Annotated in this window: 8 protein-coding genes and 1 pseudogene; 6 read left to right on the top strand and 3 right to left on the bottom strand. The window is 44.1% G+C overall.

From position 1 onward, the window contains the following. Positions 1 to 12 precede the first annotated feature (12 nt). The 3 genes from DW173_RS18165 to DW173_RS18155 all read left to right on the top strand — a co-directional run bounded on the left by DW173_RS18165 (position 13) and on the right by DW173_RS18155 (position 5387). Positions 13 to 2361 (top strand): zinc-dependent metalloprotease, encoded by a 2349-nt coding sequence (locus tag DW173_RS18165; RefSeq protein ID WP_120144925.1) that lies wholly within the window; start codon positions 13 to 15, stop codon positions 2359 to 2361. A 25-nt stretch (positions 2362 to 2386) separates the two neighbouring features. Beyond that, entirely contained in the window at positions 2387 to 4498 is a 2112-nt protein-coding gene (locus DW173_RS18160) for a DUF5117 domain-containing protein (RefSeq protein ID WP_120144924.1), read from the top strand. A gap of 115 nt (positions 4499 to 4613) precedes the next feature. Beyond that, positions 4614 to 5387, top strand: a complete 774-nt coding sequence (locus tag DW173_RS18155) for a radical SAM protein (RefSeq protein ID WP_004322640.1) — start codon at positions 4614 to 4616, stop codon at positions 5385 to 5387. 210 nt (positions 5388 to 5597) lie between these two features. Here the strand turns inward: DW173_RS18155 and DW173_RS24425 are convergent. Continuing rightward, positions 5598 to 5777 (bottom strand): annotated as a pseudogene (locus DW173_RS24425) (helix-turn-helix domain-containing protein); the annotation flags it as partial. Positions 5778 to 5953: 176 nt separating this feature from the next. Here DW173_RS24425 and DW173_RS18145 point away from each other — a divergent pair. Next, complete coding sequence (locus DW173_RS18145; RefSeq protein ID WP_008641466.1) at positions 5954 to 7231, top strand: ATP-binding protein; 1278 nt, start codon at positions 5954 to 5956, stop codon at positions 7229 to 7231. Here the strand turns inward: DW173_RS18145 and DW173_RS18140 are convergent. Together DW173_RS18140 and DW173_RS18135 are read right to left on the bottom strand one after the other, a co-directional pair. After that, entirely contained in the window at positions 7171 to 11181 is a 4011-nt protein-coding gene (locus DW173_RS18140) for a hybrid sensor histidine kinase/response regulator transcription factor (protein ID WP_120144923.1), read from the bottom strand. The two genes, DW173_RS18145 and DW173_RS18140, sit on opposite strands and share 61 nt — an antisense overlap. Positions 11182 to 11498: 317 nt before the next feature. Next, entirely contained in the window at positions 11499 to 12932 is a 1434-nt protein-coding gene (locus DW173_RS18135; RefSeq protein ID WP_009040673.1) for a sialate O-acetylesterase, read from the bottom strand. A 266-nt stretch (positions 12933 to 13198) separates the two neighbouring features. Here DW173_RS18135 and DW173_RS18130 point away from each other — a divergent pair, with 266 nt between their 5' ends. Continuing rightward, positions 13199 to 16471 (top strand): SusC/RagA family TonB-linked outer membrane protein, encoded by a 3273-nt coding sequence (locus DW173_RS18130; RefSeq protein ID WP_120144922.1) that lies wholly within the window; start codon positions 13199 to 13201, stop codon positions 16469 to 16471. A 30-nt stretch (positions 16472 to 16501) separates the two neighbouring features. Next, the gene (locus DW173_RS18125; RefSeq protein WP_117809326.1) at positions 16502 to 18313 is read left to right on the top strand and encodes a RagB/SusD family nutrient uptake outer membrane protein; all 1812 of its coding nucleotides are present in this window, start codon (positions 16502 to 16504) and stop codon (positions 18311 to 18313) included. Positions 18314 to 18319: the final 6 nt, after the last annotated feature.

Raw genomic sequence — 18319 nt, 5'->3', positions numbered from 1 at the left:
GAACCACTTCTTATGCTAAAAGGAATTATCAGTGCAATATTTCTTGCTGTTGTCTGTACTTTTTTGTACGGGCAACAGCCAAGTATTGCTACTTTCTTAAAGGGGAGAGCCCCTGTGGAAGTTATTCCCGGTATGTTTACTACCTATCGAAGTGATAAACATATCTATTGGGAAATCCCGGATTCATTGATTGGACGTGAGTTTGCCGTAACGACAACTATCCTGACAGCTCCTGCCCGTCCGGACCGGGATATGGAAAAGAAATTCGGATATGCGGGTGACATGATAGGTCCGGTATTTTTCAGTTTCCGTAAACAGGGTGACGAGTTGTGGATGATGGATCCACAATATGAAAGGGTGATAGAAAATCCTGAAGGAACGTATGCAAAAATCGCTGCCCAACGTGGGAATGAAAGGCTTTATAAGATATTACCGATTAAAGCAAGGAATCAGGGAAGTAGCCTGATAGAGATTGGTGAAGTATTAAAAGATTTTCCTCTGTTCACTCTCGGCATTGTGTCTTTTGATTTGTTGATAGGTACACATCTAAGCGAAAAAGACTGTATCAAGGAAATCAAGGGATATGATAATCGTTTGTTGATACATGCGTCACGAACTTATCAAAGTTCATCAATGGGAATACCGGGTAAGCCTGTTGCACCTCCTTATATTGGAGACTGGGATACAGGTATCTGCATAAAATTACTATCAAAAAGACCGTTGGAGGCAGTAACTGCAAATACCGGAACTTATTTTACGATCAGCAAGGATTGTTTTCAAGGGGATCAGCCTGCTATTCAGAAATCTGTTGTCAAACGATGGCGGCTGGAAATAAGGGTGGAAGATGAAGAAAGATATATGAGAGGGGAACTAGTAGAACCCATACAACCTATTGTTTTTTATATAGATCGTAATACACCGGAAAAGTACATCAACTGTATTATTGAAGCGGTACGTGACTGGCGTCCGGCTTTTGAAAAAGCCGGGTTTAAGAACGCCATTGATGCGCGGCTGGCTCCTACCGTTGAGGAAGATCCTGATTTTAGTATTTATGATAGTAGTTATCCGTTCATTTCATGGAAGATATCAGGGCAAAATAACGCTTATGGACCGACTCCATGCGAACCCCGGTCCGGTGAGATTATAGCTTGCCACATCGGTATTTTTTGCAGTGTCTTGAATTTGGAACAGAAATGGTATTTTGCTCAATGTGGAGCGAATGATCCGCAGGCATGGAATATAGAGTTGCCGGACTCTTTGCAATACGAACAGATAAAACAAGTATTGACACATGAAGTGGGTCATACATTAGGGTTGGAACATAACTTTCTGGGTAGTTCTCATTACTCCATCGATCAATTACGTGATAATGACTTTTTAAGTCAATATAGTATTGGTAGTTCCATAATGGATTATGTGCGGTGTAATTATGCTTTGCGTCCTCAAGATAAAGTTGATTTGAGAAACAGGCGGGTACGTGTCGGCGAATATGATAAGTGGGCTATTGAATGGGGCTACCGTATATTTCCGGGTAAAGATGCTTCTGAAAGAGAAAAGAACAGGAGCCTTTGGAATCAGGAAAAACAGAAAGATCCCTCGTTACATTTTTCGGGCAGAATGGATGTAAGGGCTCAGGCAGAAGATTTGGGTAATGACCATGTTATGGTTAATACACAGGGAATAGAGAACTTGAAATATTTGTGTGAACATCCGGATGTCTGGAATGTGACGGATAAAACGTCTTTGCGTGTATTACAGGGGCGTTATGAAGCGGTATTGGAGCATTATAAACAGTGGGTACAGCACGTTTTGTCTCATTTGGGCGGGAAACGTCTTGCTGAGCCGGATGATGAGAATATTTACATACCTGAAAAAGCCGATTACAATAAGAAGGTTATGAGCTTTATACAGGCTTATATATTACAACCGCCTGTGTGGATGTTTGATGAAAAACTTACCGCTAAATTAGAAATAAATGGTAGTCGGGAGTTCGATCGCTTTTATGAAGAGCTGATGTCGGAAATGATTCGTTCCCTCCGGGAAGTGGAAAGAACGGAGAATGTTTGTGAGGATATGTTGTCTGTAGATGAGTTTTTGGAAAGCATACATAAAGAATTATTTACCGAATGGGCTGACAATATTCCTGTAAGTGACGCCAAGTATAAAGTGCAGCTGCTTTATGTGAGTAAACTTGTTAAATTGTTGGATAGATCAGAAAAGATAACTTCGTCGAGATTATTGGTTTCCATTATGCAGGCTTTGAATAGAATAAAGGAGGAAAGTCTTGATTATAGCCATAAGATTACGGATCCGGTTACCAAAAAACGGGCAATGTTTCTTGTAGATAGTATTTTGTTTTAATGATGAAAAGTAAATAAAGAAATTCATGAAGAGAAGAAGATATGTGATTGGTATATTGTTGTGTGTCACAGCTTTGCTTCAGGCACAGGATTCCGTCAAGTCATTTGACGAGTTTTTTGTTGCCGGGATGGATAAGATCGACGGTGTGTTTCCTGTGTATGTAGCGGAAAAAGAAATCTATTTGGAAATACCCGAAAAATATATCGGGCGGGAAATTGAAGTCAGTGGACAGATAGACCGAGGGTTTGATTTGTTGAATCGTCCGGTTGACGGACTGGGAGTAGTGCGTATTATATCTCTGGATAAAGCTACAATTTGCTTTCAAAAACCGTTTTATACAGAGCGTATTTTAGATGAAAAAAGCACATATCAGCAATCTTTCTCGTTGTCAAATATGCAACCTGCCGGTAAAAGTTATCCAGTGGTGGCCTATTCAAAAGAGCAGGGAGCTATTATTCGGATAACAGAGTATCTGATGACTGGCGATGACTGGTTCAGCTATAATGATAGTTTTATTCGTTCCTTGGTTCCGGAACTGTCGGAAATAATGAAAATACATCCTTTTAAGGAAGGTGTGTCGTTTACGGTCAGGCGCTATCATGGAGTTGAAGCAGAAAGATATATGCTGTCCAGTTCTGCCGTTCTATTGCCTGAAGGTAGTATGCCTTTGGAAGTCACTTGTGCAGTACGCTTGCTACCTCTGAAAAAAGATCAGATCCGCCTGGCAGATTACAGAATACCCTACCGGACATTGAGTTTCAAAGATTACTCGCAAAATCCTTATTGTATGGTAGAAGATTCATTGATTCTTCGTTGGGATATGTCACAACCGCTTACTTTCTATGTAGATACCCTTTTTCCGAAGGAATATTTCCAGGCAGTAAAGGAAGGAGTGGAAGCATGGAATACCGCCTTCCATAAAGCAGGTATTCATGATGCTTTACAAGTAAGGTATGCAGACCGAAAGATAATTCCGGCGGAACAACGTGCTTTTATATCTTATGATTTAAGAATACCGGGGATCAAAAGTGACTTTATCTGTCATCCTCGTACCGGAGAAATACTTTCATGTCGTCTGAATATCGGACATGGATTCCTAAAAGGAAAATTAGACGACTATCTGTTAAGTTGCGGTGCCTCGGATTCGCGTATTCTGGCTGACCGTTATTCTAAAGAAGTGGAAAAAGAATTGTTGCAAAATGAAATAACGGAAGAAATTGGATATCTTTTAGGTTTGCGCAGAAGTTTATCGAAAAGTTCGTGTGGAAAGACTTTAAAAGTTGGAGATGATGATTGCCGGACTATTTATTTTGGTTATCATCCTTTCAAAGGAGACCAAAATTGTTATGATGAACGGGAGAAGCTCCGCCAATGGATAGATCATAATTTACCAGATCACATTCGTTTATTCCAACCATCAGGGAAGGAGAATTCTGATTCTTCATTTCCAGAAGATTATACGGTCAAAATATCGGATTTACAGACTGTAGTGAGTCGGTTGGACAAGATTGTGTATAAGGGGAAGAAATACGATAAAGGGAGTTCGCTCACTGATATATACAGAAAGGCTATTCGTCTGTATGGGAGTTATCTGATGGAAATGGCAAAGGTGGTGGGTAGTTCTCAACCGGCAGATGCGCAGCGTCAGGCAATGCTTGATTTGGACAACTATTTATTTCATTCTGTTAAAAAGATGGAATGTACCTATGTAAAAGAGAATTTGTTGGAAACAAGAAACAATCTTCTGTATCCGGAACTGGCGAAGTTGTTCAAACAATTGTTGAGTGTAAAGACAATTTCAGCTCTTCGATTGCAGGCGTTGCAGAGTGACCGGAAGGGGTATGACGATATTGATTTTTTCCGGGATCTTTATAAAGGATTGTTTAATGGTTTTGATCCGCAGTCTGCCGTTAGTTATGAACAGATGGATATTCAGCTGATATGTTTGGAAGCGTGGCTGGATATTATGCAGGAAGCTACTGAACATAATAGTATAAAGAAACGTTTAACGAACGAATTGCATAGTCTGCACGATAGACTGGAGGAGCTTAGCACGATACATTCCCAAAAGGAAGTACGTGATATGTATATTCTGCTTTTGAGAAGAATGGATCAATATTTCCGTGTGGTTTCTTGAGTGGCGTTAGAGTAATAATTTGTTTGGGATGATGAAAAAATGGTCGTACAGATAGAATAACCTATAAGTTTTGGGTTATCTTTGCTATGATTTATGAATAAATAATTAGAATAAGATGACTATTATTTTTCCTTCACCCATCTTCGGCCCTATTCATTCCCGCCGTTTAGGCGTTTCATTGGGAATCAATTTATTGCCGGACGACGGTAAGGTTTGTTCATTCGACTGCATTTATTGTGAGTGTGGTTTCAATGCCGAACATCGTACGAAGAAACTTCTTCCTACCCGTGAAGAAGTCCGCACGGCTCTCGAAGAGAAACTAAAAGACATGCAGGCAAACGGCCCTGCTCCCGATGTACTGACATTTGCCGGAAATGGTGAACCGACTGCGCATCCCCATTTCCCGGAAATCATAGAAGATACACTTGCGCTTCGCGACAGGTATTTCCCAAAAGCGAAAGTAAGCGTATTGAGTAACTCTACATTTATTGATCGCCCTGCCGTATTCGAAGCACTGAACAAGATAGATAATAATATCCTGAAACTGGATACAGTGGATGAAGAATATATTCATCTGTTGGACCGTCCTAACGGAAAATATTCTGTTAAGAAGATCATCGAAAGAATGAAAGAGTTCAAAGGAAACTGCATCGTACAGACGATGTTCCTGAAAGGAGGTTATCAGGGAAAAGACATGGATAATACATCCGACAAGTATGTGCTCCCCTGGATAGAAGCAGTGAAAGAAATCGCTCCCCGTCAAGTGATGATATATACGATTGACCGGGAGACTCCCGACCACGATTTGCAAAAGGCTACGCATGAAGAGTTAGACCGTATTGTGGCTTTATTGGAAAAGGAAGGTATTCCGGCAACAGCTTCTTATTAAAATATAATTTAAACAGGGATATATTTCTTCTTGATAATACGTAAGAAAATTAATATAAGAGGGCGAACCTATAGAATTCAGAAGTTTTATACTTCCTATTCTATTGCTCGCCCTTTTATTGGCTTCATGAGCTGTTTCAGCCTATTCTGACAAGGGTATATTCTCACTTTGATGAGAAAAAGTTCTCATTGCAGTGAGAGTTTTTTCTCATTATAATGAGTATTTTTTCTCATCGCAGTGAGAATGCTTGAGAATGTGTACTTCCCTGATAATGTTTCCTTTCTTCACATAATCTTTCGGCAATATCCCGAACTGCTTTTGAAAGCAACGGGCAAAGTACGAAGGATTATTGAATCCTACAATGAAACAAACCTCATTGATTCGGTATTTACGCCAAGTGTTATCTGCAAAACGTTCTTTATAAAGAACACTCCTTTCAGATTAAAGGGCTTGTTTACCTAACTATGTTTCGGTAAAATGGCTATTTACAGGAAACATAATTAGGTAAACAAAATAAAGTTCTTATATTTGCATGAATTGAAGGTTATTAAAAAACTGATTTTGGTATGGAAAAGACCCTGATACGCCAGAATGCCCAATGGAATGGCAAAATGTTTGATCACTTGTGTCCGAGAGACATCATGGACAATCTTTTGAAAAAGAAAACGATGCGTCATGTTCAGATACTGACCGGTGTACGTCGTTGTGGCAAATCTACTGTCTTCAAACTATTAATTAATGACCTGTTGCAATCAGGAGTGAGCGGTAAGTCGATTCTTGTACTTAATTTGGATGATCCGCAGTTCATTCCATTTTGGGATGATTCCTCCAAATTATTCGGCGTGATTGAAAATGCAGAACGTCTGACGGGAGAGAAAGTGAAATACCTGTTTTTGGATGAAGTACAACATTTATGTGATTGGGAGATATTCATAAAGAGTGCTTATGACACTGAGATATTTGAAAAGATATATATTACGGGGTCTAACTCGCAATTGTTACAGAACCGTTTTTCCGCCTTGTTGTCCGGTCGTTATTTCGAGAATGAAGTGCGTCCGTTTTCTGTTCGGGAAGTTTTTCGTTCGCAAGGAATAACGACTTTGCTTGATTGTTATACCCAAACACCGAAAGTTCTGCGTATCATGGACAATGTCCTTTCTACAGGTTGTTTTCCTGAAATCGTATTGGGTGATGCTGATGAGGACATCAAACAGGAATTATTAAAAAGCTATTTCGAATCCATTGTGCAGAAGGATTGCATCGTTTATAGTGGCATACGTGACACCCATTTGTTCTTTCGTCTGGTCAGTTACTTGATGCAGAATATGGGGAGCCGTTTTTCTATACCGGCTGTGGGTAAGGCACTGAAAAGCAATGAAAATACAGTTGCGTCCTATCTCAACTTTTTGTGTGACAGTTATATTTGCGTCGATGTACGTAACTTTTCTTATTCTTTGAAAGAGACTTCCCGTTCCCAGCATAAGTGTTATTTCATTGACAATGGCTTGGTTTCAGCCAATGTCTTTCGTTATTCTCCGCAAAGTGGTAGTGCCTTGGAGAATCTTGTTTATAATGAGCTGAGAAATAAAGGGTATATGAATATTTCATTCGACAATAGTAAGACGGAATGTGATTTTTTGGCATATAAAAACGGGAAAGCTTATGGCTTTCAGGTTTGCTATGAACTGAATGACATGAACCTGAAACGTGAACTGTACGGATTCGAACTGGAAAATGTGATGCTCGAAAAGAAGACCCTGCTTACTTACAACCAGAAGGAAACTTATGGGGATATTGAAGTTGTTCCCTTTTGGGAATGGGTTATGTCACCACCTTTCACATAATCTTTCGGCAATATCCCGAACTGCTTTTGAAAGCAACGGGCAAAGTACGAAGGATTATTGAATCCTACAATGAAACAAACCTCATTGATTCGGTATTCTCCTTCACGCAGAAGTTCTCCGGCTGTTTTGAGTCGTATCAACCGGATATAATCATTGGGCGGCATTCCGGTCAGTCCTTTCAATTTGCGCTGTAAGTTGGAACGGCTGATAGCCATCTCCTCTGCCATCTTATCGATGGTAAATTCTTCATTGGTGAAATTGCGGGTAATGATTTCATTGATCGTGTTCAGCCATTTCACGTCTGTTTTGTTCATTAATGTCTGGTCGTATGACATATTCGGAACAGTTGTAAAGTGGTTGAACAGCATGCGCCTGTTTTCCAGCAGATTATTGATGGTGGCTTTCATGTGGCTTAGCGAGAAAGGCTTTTCTATATAAGCGTCCGCGCCATAGTCAAGACCCGCAATTTTTGAATCGATGCTGTCGAGTGCCGAAAGCAGGATAAACGGGATATGGCAAAGCATATTGTCGGAACGGATGGACTTTAATAATTCGAATCCGTCCATGTGAGGCATGACGATGTCACTGATAATAAGATCTACTGTCGTTGTCTCCAGACATTCCAAGGCTTCCTTGCCATTGGCGGCTGTATGGATGGTGTAGGTATTTCCCAGATTCTTAGCCAAAAACTCCAGCATATCCGTCGTGTCTTCCACTACCAGAAGAGAGTAACCGGCGGGTTCGCCTTCTTCTTCCAAAGCGGGAACCTTGTCGGGCATGGAAGTAATGGAAGGGCTGACAGAGACGCTTTTCTCCAAATACGGAATTTCTACACATACCTCGCACCCTTCCGCATAGCTGGGATTGATATAAACCTTTCCCTTATGCTTCTCCACCAACAATTTGACGAGACTCAATCCGATTCCTACTCCCGATCCGTTATTTCCTGTATTCCCTACCTGATAAAACGGTTCGAAAACCTTGCTACATTCCTCCTGTGGGATGCCCGGACCGTCGTCACGCACACAAAGAGAGAGCGTGCGCCCTTCGGAAGACAGGTGTTCGTCCATAATGACCATAATGCGGGTGCGGGCATACTTCATGGCATTCGTCAACAGGTTGCTGACAATTTTAGTCAGCGCCTCCTGGTCTACATTATATTGCAGATGTTCTTTCGGCAGCGAGACACTGAAAGATATTCCGGTCAGGGAGATGGCACGGAAACGGTCGATGATGTCCTCAATCATTCGGTTGATGTCTACCTGATTGAATGAAAGCGTATAACCTTCCTTGTCCACTTTACGGAAGTCGAGCAATTGCTTGATAAGCTCCATCAGCCGGTTGGTGTTCTTCCGTATCACAGATAGGTTGCTTTCTACTTCACTGTTCCATTCATGTGTTTCCAAAATAGCTTCCAGCGGAGCTTTGATAAGACTTACCGGAGTCTTGATTTCATGTGCCACTTGGGTGAAGAATGTAATTTTCGACTGGAACAACTCCTGATTCTTGATTTGTTCCATCTCTTTCATCTTTCTTATTTTCACGGCCTGTTGCTTACGCAGATAAAGCCTTACCAGAAAATAAGTGAAGCCACATGCAATTAGTAAATAGAAAATCTTGGCGTAGATCGTTTTCCAGGGTGGAGGAAGAATTTCAATATGCAGGCAACAGTCGTCATTGCTCCAATATTCATCGTTGTTACTGGCTTTCACACGGAAAGTATATTCACCCGGAGGCAGGTTGAGAAAAGATACGTTATGTTTATCCGTGTATATCCATTCTTTGTGAATACCGTCCAGTTTGTAGGCATATAAATTCTTGCTGGGAGCCACATAACTAAGACTTTCGAACGTGATGTCGAACGACACCACCTGATAAGGAACAGTTACCTGTCCGCTAAGAGCAGGTATACGCTTGCTAAGGCTTACTTTGTCGTCGGGGCTGTGCATATATACCGCCGAGATAGACGCTGTAGGTCTTACCTTATTAATAGATAATTTGAACGGATAAAAACAATTAAACCCGTTCACCCCACCGAAATAGAATTTCCCGTCACTGGCTTGCAGGGAAGAACGGAAATTGAACTGGTTACTTTGCAACCCATCCTCGATGGTATAGAGCTGTGCCCGTTTGTTTTGCGGCTCATACCGGATCAGTCCCCTGTTGGAAGAAAGCCAATAGTTACCCGATTGATCGTCCAGTATGCCATAGATGATATTGTTCGGCAGATTCTCTTTGGTAGAGAAGTTTTCAAAACGGTCCTCCTGATAATGATAACGGCAGATGCCACCACCTTCAGTACAGAACCATAGATGCTGTTTATGATCGATATACACACGGATTACCCAGTTACTGCAAGGAGAATCAGGATTTACTGGGTCGTTGCGATAGTTGTGCAATTTACCGGTTTGGCGGTTGTAACGCCAAATGCCGTCCCTTTTGCTTGCCAGCCACATGTCCCCATGTTGGTCTTCAACCATATCGTAGATAAAGATATGGCTTAAAGGTTCCAATGTCCGGAAAGAGTCACTTTCCGGGTCATACCGGCAGAATCCGGAAAGCGTTCCCAGATAAATGCTGCCATCCTTCGTTTGATAGATGGAGTAGATATGGTCGTTAGGAATTGAATGTGGGTTTGCGCGGTTATGGCGATAGTTTTTCATTTTTCCCGTTTGAGTATCCAGGATATATAATCCCCGTGAGAAACTGCCAATCCACAATTTTCCTTCATTGTATAGTAGTGCATGGATATTGTGATAACCGATGTTAGGGTTACTGCTTCTCAACAGATGGTTTTTGAACTTTTTCGTGCGGGGATCAAAGAGATTCAGTCCCCCGTCTTCGGTAGCAATCCAGATGTTACCGTCGGGATCTTCGCAGAATTGGCTGATTACATTTCCCGAAAGAGAATTTTCCGTACCATTGGGATAATACCACTCGATATCCTTATGCTTGGGAGACAGGTAACTCACTCCACTGAAATAAGTCCCGATCCAGATTCCCCCTTCCCTATCCTGATAACAGGCATAGATACTTTCTTTATTTTGTTCGTCGTCGGTAGGCAGACATTCTCCTGTCGTGGTGTTGAATGTATAAAGTCCGTCGTCGGAGCCGAGATAGAAAGAGTTGGCTGTCCGTTGAAACAAGGTGCGGATGCGCGGAATGGTAAGCGTGTCCCCTTCTCCGAAGTAATAGCGGAATTGCCCTGTCTCTTTATTGAAACGTGCCAGTCCCCCGTACCATGTACCCGCCCATAATACTCCCTGCGAACTTTCCATCAAAGAGATAATCTCGTTGCAGGCAGGACGTCCGAAAGAAGTGCCCTCGGATATATATCCTGTGAAGTTGTCCGTACGTTGGTTGTATTTCGCCAGCCCATTCCGGGTACCTATCCAGATAGTCCCGAACGAGTCGTTATAAATCACCCATATGTGATTATCCGGCAGTGAATGAGGATCGGAAAGAGAATGCAGATATTGCCTCAACGTACCTTTTTTCTCGTTGTAGACAAACAGCCCGTTGGTTGTTCCGATCCATAACTGCCCGTCATTGTCGTATGCCATTCCGAAGACGCTGTTGACTGATGCCCCGTCTTCCGTCTGTTTATCGAATACGGAGAACTTCTCTTCCCACGAATCGAATAAATACAGCTTCTCCGTACTGGCCACCCAAATCTGATTGTTATCCTGATGGCGGCAGATCGTTACTATATTCATATAGCTGTTTCCGCCGTTTTCTGACGAATGTCCGTAGTTGGTGAACTCGATGCCGTTGAAACGATTCAGCCCGTCCTGCGTTGCAAACCACATATATCCGATGCTATCCTGAAGGATGCTCCGGACACAATTGCCCGATAACCCCGATCTAACGTCATATTTCTTGTAGATATTGGCGAAGACCAGAGAAACGGATGCAAGCAGTATACCTATGAATAAGATGAATCGTTTCATAATTTCCTTTCTTTGTTATTAGGTTCGGTTTAATTCAATTCTGTCCAGCTTAATTCTGTTCCGTTCTGTTTTTCAGTTTAATTTTGTTCCGTTCAGTTTAGTTCTATTCATTCCGGTTTGCTACCGTTTAGTTTTCGTTGGCAGTTATCCCCTCCACAAGCTATGAGAGCCTGTTTTATGGGGGATATATTTCTTGTTTACAAGAGCTATATGTGCTGCGTATTGGATCTATATACCCAACACGCAGGGCATATATACCCAACAGATTGGATCTATAGCTCCTGTAAACAGGGTAATTACCCCCTTTGTAGAAGCCTTTATTTCACGTCATCCCACGTATCTGTGCGGAATGGGAAAGCACTCAATCCGAAAGTATTCCGCAGCGTGATATTTCCCACATAATTACGGAAAGCATAGCGCACGGCAATCGGTTGGGCTACCTCTTCACTCCACACTTCTACTGTGTTGGTACGTCCTACAATCTTTGCTTTCGCCGGATAGAACTTCTTGTCCGCTCCCGCAATCTCAAATCCTTCCAGTTCGGAGAAAGTAGGGAACAACCCCGCAGGTGCATTATCAAATGTCACTATGGCCTTTTTGTCCGCATAGTCCACTTTGGTCATCGTCGGACCGTTGGATGGTAACCGGCGAATACCGTATGTTTTAGTCAGTGCAAGCGTAGCCAACCGAAGCCCTACTACATCCTTCTGTGGCGGATGGATACAGAATTCATCACCAATATCCGTAGTAGGCACCATGCCCGAATTAGGAATTGTTTTCAGTGCTTCCATCTGTGCTTCCCGCAATAGAGCGGCCCCTGTATCACGGCTGTCCTTATATTTATGAGGAGCAATCTGCACATAATAGAAAGGCATATCGGGAGCCTCCCATACATTTCTCCATAGCTGCACCATAGCAGTCATCATCGGAGCATAGAATTGATAGTTGGATATATTCGATTCTCCCTGATACCAAAGGAAACCGCGTGCCGTGAAGTTCTTAACAGGCCATAACATCGAGTTGTACAGACATTCCAAACGCTGGTGCACCCCTCTTTTAGGATTTTTGGCAGCTTCAATGTTCATACCTTCCACGGTTTTCAATGTCGGTTCATCCATCCATGCTTCAATCGCCGAACCTCCCCAACTGTTGATAACCAGTCCTACCGGGAGATGGAGACTTTCAGTCAGTTGGCGGGCAAAGAAATAGGCGGCGGCACTGCAATCAATGCTCGTTTCGGGTGACGATACTTCCCATTTTCTTTTCTCGAAATCCGTGCGGCGTTCTGTATCATTGGTTCTCGGTACGGTAATAAAACGAATACGGTCGCGATAATTTCCCGAGTTCAGCAGCGTTTCAAGTGAGTGGTCAATGGGTTGTGCTGCATTTCCCATCATACGCATTTCCATGTTCGACTGTCCGGAGCAGATCCACACCTCCCCTATCAGTATATCCGAGAGAGTGACCGGAGTGCCGTCACTGATCGTAATAGAATAAGGAGTATATCCTCCTTCGGGAGTGTCTACTTTTACCAGCCAGGCCCCGTCTTTATCCGTAGATGCCTGATAAGTCCGGTTGTTCCACGAAGTGGTGACAGTTACTTTTTTGCCATCCGCCCAACCCCATAACTTAACGGAGCTGTTCTGTTGAAGTACCATGTGATCTCCCATCATTGCAGGGAGTTTTACTTTGCCTTGTGCAATCGGCAGGAATAAAAGTGATAAAATAAGAAGTAGAAAATGTTTTTTCATACTGTTTTTATTAGATATTCGACGAATAATTATTAGGTATCAGGCAAAAATACAACCTATTTTTAAATATGGAATAAAACTAGCTAGTCATTTTCTGATAAAAGCTGGTCGAAATCTTAAAAGCTTGTTTTTCCTTTTCATTCTCCGCCGAATTTTCTTAATTAGTGGCATCAATCGCCTAAACAGTATTATTAGATTGGCTAAATATCCCATTTCTTTGCAGGGTGAGTATTTAACAACCTAATTGTTTCATTAAATCTAATAAAATGAAAAAGAAGCATTATCTATTATTTTTATTGGCTTCGCTCTTTTTACTGACAGATGTGGTGTGGGCACAAACATCTGCCACGGTAAATGGAGTAGTGATCGATGAGAATGGAGAAACCCTGCCGGGTGTTTCCGTCGTCGAAGTAGGTACAACAAACGGTGTCCTGACAGACCTGAACGGACACTACACCTTAAAAACAACTTCTGCCAAACCTTCCGTTTCTTTCAGTTACATTGGTTATCAGACCACCACGCTTCCCCTGAACGGGCGTACGAAACTCGATGTACAGATGAAAGTGGAAACGAAAGTATTGGATGAAGTAGTGGTAGTGGGCTACGGTGTACAGAAGAAAGTGAATCTGACCGGCTCCGTGACTTCCATCAACTTTGCCGACCAGACGGAAGGACGACCCATCATGAGTGTTTCTTCCGCCCTTTCGGGACTCGCCGCCGGTATGAACGTCACACAAGCTTCGGGACAACCCGGCTCGGACGGTGCCACCATCCGCGTCCGCGGTAACGGTACGTTCAATACCAACTCCCCATTGGTCCTGGTGGACGGTATCGAATGGAGCATGGACAATGTGAACCCCAACGACATCGAAAGCATCTCCGTACTGAAAGACGCTGCCTCCACAGCTATTTATGGTACGCGCGCCGCCAACGGAGTCATCCTTATCACCACCAAAAACGGGAAAGGCAAACCGCAAATCTCCTATTCTTATTCGGGAGTCGTGCAGATGCCCTACAATAACCTCTCTTTCGTAAGCGACTATGCCCGTTATATGGGACTGGTGAACGAGGCTTGCGACAATGTGAATACCAAAGGTATCTTCTCACAGGAAAGCATCGACCGCTGGAGGGCTGCTTCTGCCGATCCGAACGGGTTGAACGAGTACGGAGTACCCAATTACGTGGCTTATCCCAACACCGATTGGTTCGACGAAGTATTCGACACCGGATATTCGCAAGAGCACAACCTGTCTGTCTCCGGCAGTTCGGAGAAAGTGAAATACATGCTTTCCTTAGGCTATCTCGACAATCAGGGAGTCATGAACCGCTGGAACCTCGACTCAAGTACGCAGAAAATCAATTTCCGTACCAACCTGGAAGCCAAGATAGTGAAATGGATGACCGTCGGCACCCGTCTCTACGGACAAAAGCAAGATTACGGGATGGCTAATATCAGCAACGGATTCAAGTATCTCTATCAGACCACTCCGGGTGTATACCCCGGCGAACCGAACTACTGGGGACGTGCCGCGCTGGCCAGCGAAGAATCTTCCAATGCCAATAATATCTTCGGTCAGATGGCAGGAGCTACCGGTTTCAATACCGTCTGGCGTCTCAACGCATCAGTCTACGGAATTATCACTCCCTATAAAGGGCTCAACATTGAAGGTACATTCAACTATTCGCCGACATTCACCGACAAGTCTTCTTATAGCCGCCAAAATGGTTATTGGGACTACGTCACCGACCAGCGTGTCAGCGAAAGCGCGTTGGAGAACGCTTCCATCACCAATACGAGCGCACGCACCTGGCGTCAGAGTGCCGAAATACTGGTACGCTACAATACAACCATCAAGAAAGACCACGACCTGGGCGCACTGCTCGGATATTCCGCACAGGAATATTACAGCAAGAGCTTTGCCGTTTCCCGTAAAGGCGCTACGGACTGGACGCTGAACGAATTAAGCACTTACGAGACGCTCGTCAGCTCTTCCAGCTCGGCACCCGCCAAATGGGGATTGCTCTCTTATTTCGGCCGTGTCAACTACGGATATAAAGGGCGTTATCTCTTCGAAGCCAACCTTCGTGCCGATGCCTCCTCCCGTTTCGGTGTGAACCAGCGTTGGGGATATTTCCCCTCGTTCTCCGGTGGATGGCGTATTTCGGAAGAATCGTTCATGCAGGGAGCATCGGACTATCTCTCTAACCTGAAACTCCGTGTTTCCTGGGGAAAGACAGGTAACAACTCAACGGGCAACTACGACTGGCAGGCAAACTACGCCACAGGCAATGTTGTAATCGACGGTGAAGGAACCAAAGGATTGGTACGCAAGAAACTAAGCAACGACAAGCTGCATTGGGAAAGTACCGCCACCACCGACATCGGACTTGATTTCGGCTTCTTCAACCACCGCCTGACGGGTGAGATAGACTATTATAATAAGTATACTTCGGACATTCTCTACCATCCCGAACTCTATCTTTCGATGGGTGTTGTAGGCTCTGCTCCCGAGAATTTGGGTGAAGTGCGCAACCGTGGTGTTGAATTTACCCTCAACTGGAACGACCGTATCGGAAAAGATTTCGAATACCGAGTGGGTATGAACTTCTCTTTCAACGCCAACAAAGTGATGAAGTTCAAAGGCGAACTCCAGAAATACTGGACGTATGATGCACAGGGAAACAAAGTGAGCTATGTCAACAACTTCAGTGATGTGTCTGAATCTGGTTTCGGAGGCTACATCTGCGAAGGCCGCCAACTGGGAGAAACCTATATGTATAAGGTGTACAGAGGTTCCGGCGAAGGCTATACCGGAGGTGCGGTGGATATCCATGCGGGACCGAAGGACGGAATGATACGTACGAAAGAAGATATGGTATGGGTGCAGGCCATGATTGACTCCGGTTATTCGTTCGGAGGAATGAAGACGGTTGCCAAAGACCAGCTTTGGTATGGTGACATACTCTATGCCGACAGCAACGGTGATATGAACTACGGTGATACGAACGACCGGGATTTCTCCGGACACACCAGTGTCCCGAAATTCAATCTGGGCTTCAACTGTGCCTTCTCTTACAAGAACATTGATTTCTCCATGTTATGGTCGGGAGCTTTCGGGCATTACCTCAACTGGAATACGGATTACTACAACTCGACACTGGTCAGCCACGGATATGGCATTATCGAGCATATCGCCGATAACCATTACTTCTTCGATCCTTCCAACCCGGACGATCCGCGCACCAACCAGTGGGGCAAATATCCCCGCCTGACATACGGTACTACCTATAATAACAGAATCCAGAGCGACTGGAACGAATATAAGGGCGACTACTTCAAGTTGAAGAATATCCAAATCGGCTATACGTTGCCGCAACGGATTTCCAGCAAGTTCTTTGTTAATAAACTCCGTGCTTTCGTGTCGATGGACAATATCCTGACGATTACCAGTTATCCGGGACTCGATCCGGAAATAGGAACTGCCATCGGTTATCCGTTGATGCGTCAGATCTCTTTTGGCGGACAGATTACCTTTTAATGATGTAGAACTAAAAAAACAGAATCTGATATGAAAAAGATATTAATGATTTTAACGATGGCGCTGGCGGCTACCTCCTGCATGGATATTCTCGATGTGGCTCCGGAAGACCAGATTGCAAGTGAAAACATGTGGACCACGGAGGAGCTTGCCGACAAGGGAATGGCAGGACTCTACTTCCCGTTCTATGCCACCCAACTCTCCTCCACCCAGCTTCGCCGTGCCGACGGACTGAACCGTCAGGGAATCGAAGCTATGAGCTTTGCAACCGATTATTATTCCAACAACTATCCGGTGGAACTGCTTTCGCTGGCTACCAAGCCTGCCAATGACTTTCAGGTGTGGTATGAATGGAAGTTCTGTTACACCATCATCCATGCGTGTAACGATGCGATTGCCAATCTGCATAAAGCAGATATGAGCGCTAATAAACTGGCACGTTACCAATGCGAAGCCCGTTTCCTCCGTGCCTGGGCGTACAATCGTCTGAATATGCTTTATCAGGGTGTCCCCGTTTATCTGGAACCTATCAATAACGAAGACTGTACCCGTGGCCAATCTTCGGTGGATGAGGTATGGCAAGTGATTCTGGATGATTTGACGTATTGCATCAACAATCCCGACTTCCCCAATAACACGTTGAATGAAAACTACGGCCGTCCTTCTAAAGGTGCCGCTTATGCCCTGCGTGGTATGGTATATATGTGGAAGAAGCAATACAAGGAAGCAGGCAACGATTTCAAAGAAGTGGAAACGTGTGGTTATGGCTTGTGGACAGGCGAATATGCCGACTTCTTCAAATATGAAAACGAAAAGGATAAAGAAATGATCTTCTCGCTCCAGTTCAGCGAAGAAACCGGTTATTGTGATAACATTCAGCAAATGACCGGTGCCCGCGATACGTATGATGGCTGGACGGAAATAAAACCTTCCGCAGACTTTGTAGATTACTATAAGAACGCAGACGGATCGGACTTCAAATGGTCGGAAGTAGACGGCTTGCAAGACTGGGACTTGCTGACTCCAAAACAGCGTGAAATCTTCTTCTGCCGTGACGGACTGGAATCCATGTCCTCACAAAAGAATGCCCTCGTCAAACGGGTAGGTGAAGATATCTATCAGAAATATTACCTGAACAGCGGTAATGAAGCCCGCATCAAAAAGGCGTATGACAGTCGTGACCCGCGTCTGCAACAGACCGTCGTCACTCCTTATGTGCCGGTAGACTGCTACAAGCCTAATTATGCAGGAGATGCCAACCAGATCGGTAAACAACTCCGTTGGCCGTTGAAGGAACAGGGCACGAATGGTGGAGACTTCTGGCTCGATAAACGTACTTCTGCTTTCTACTGCTATCGCAAGTACAATGAGTTTGAGAAAGGACGTTTGATTAGCCGGAGCCGTTGCCATACCGACTGGCCGTTGATTCGCTATACCGATGTACTGTTGCAGTACGCCGAAGCATTGGCGCAGACCGATCAGTTGGGAGAAGCCATCCGCCTGGTGAATAAAGTGCGTACCCGCGCCCACATGCCTGCACTGACAGAGGGCGGAAGCGGCCCGTGCGCAGTGAACGGAAAGGAAGACATGCTCGAAAGGATACGTTATGAACGTCGCGTGGAATTCTGTCTGGAAGGAATCAACTTTTTCGATGAAGTACGTTGGGGAACCTACAAAGAAACCAAATTCCAGGGGAAAGACATCAATGGCGGCAAATCCTGGTGGGGCGAACTGGTAGAGTATAACTGGTATTACACCGATTACATGTGGCCATGGACTGCTCCTATCTCTGAAACGCAAAAGAACCCGAACCTGACTAAACGAAGCGGTTGGGCGTATTAATCATAA

The sequence above is a fragment of the Bacteroides sp. AM16-13 genome (genome assembly GCF_003602705.1).
In the GTDB taxonomy this organism is placed as follows: domain Bacteria; phylum Bacteroidota; class Bacteroidia; order Bacteroidales; family Bacteroidaceae; genus Bacteroides; species Bacteroides xylanisolvens.
The sequence above is the reverse complement of the archived record's forward strand: the minus strand, read 5'-3'. Positions and strand labels throughout refer to the sequence as shown.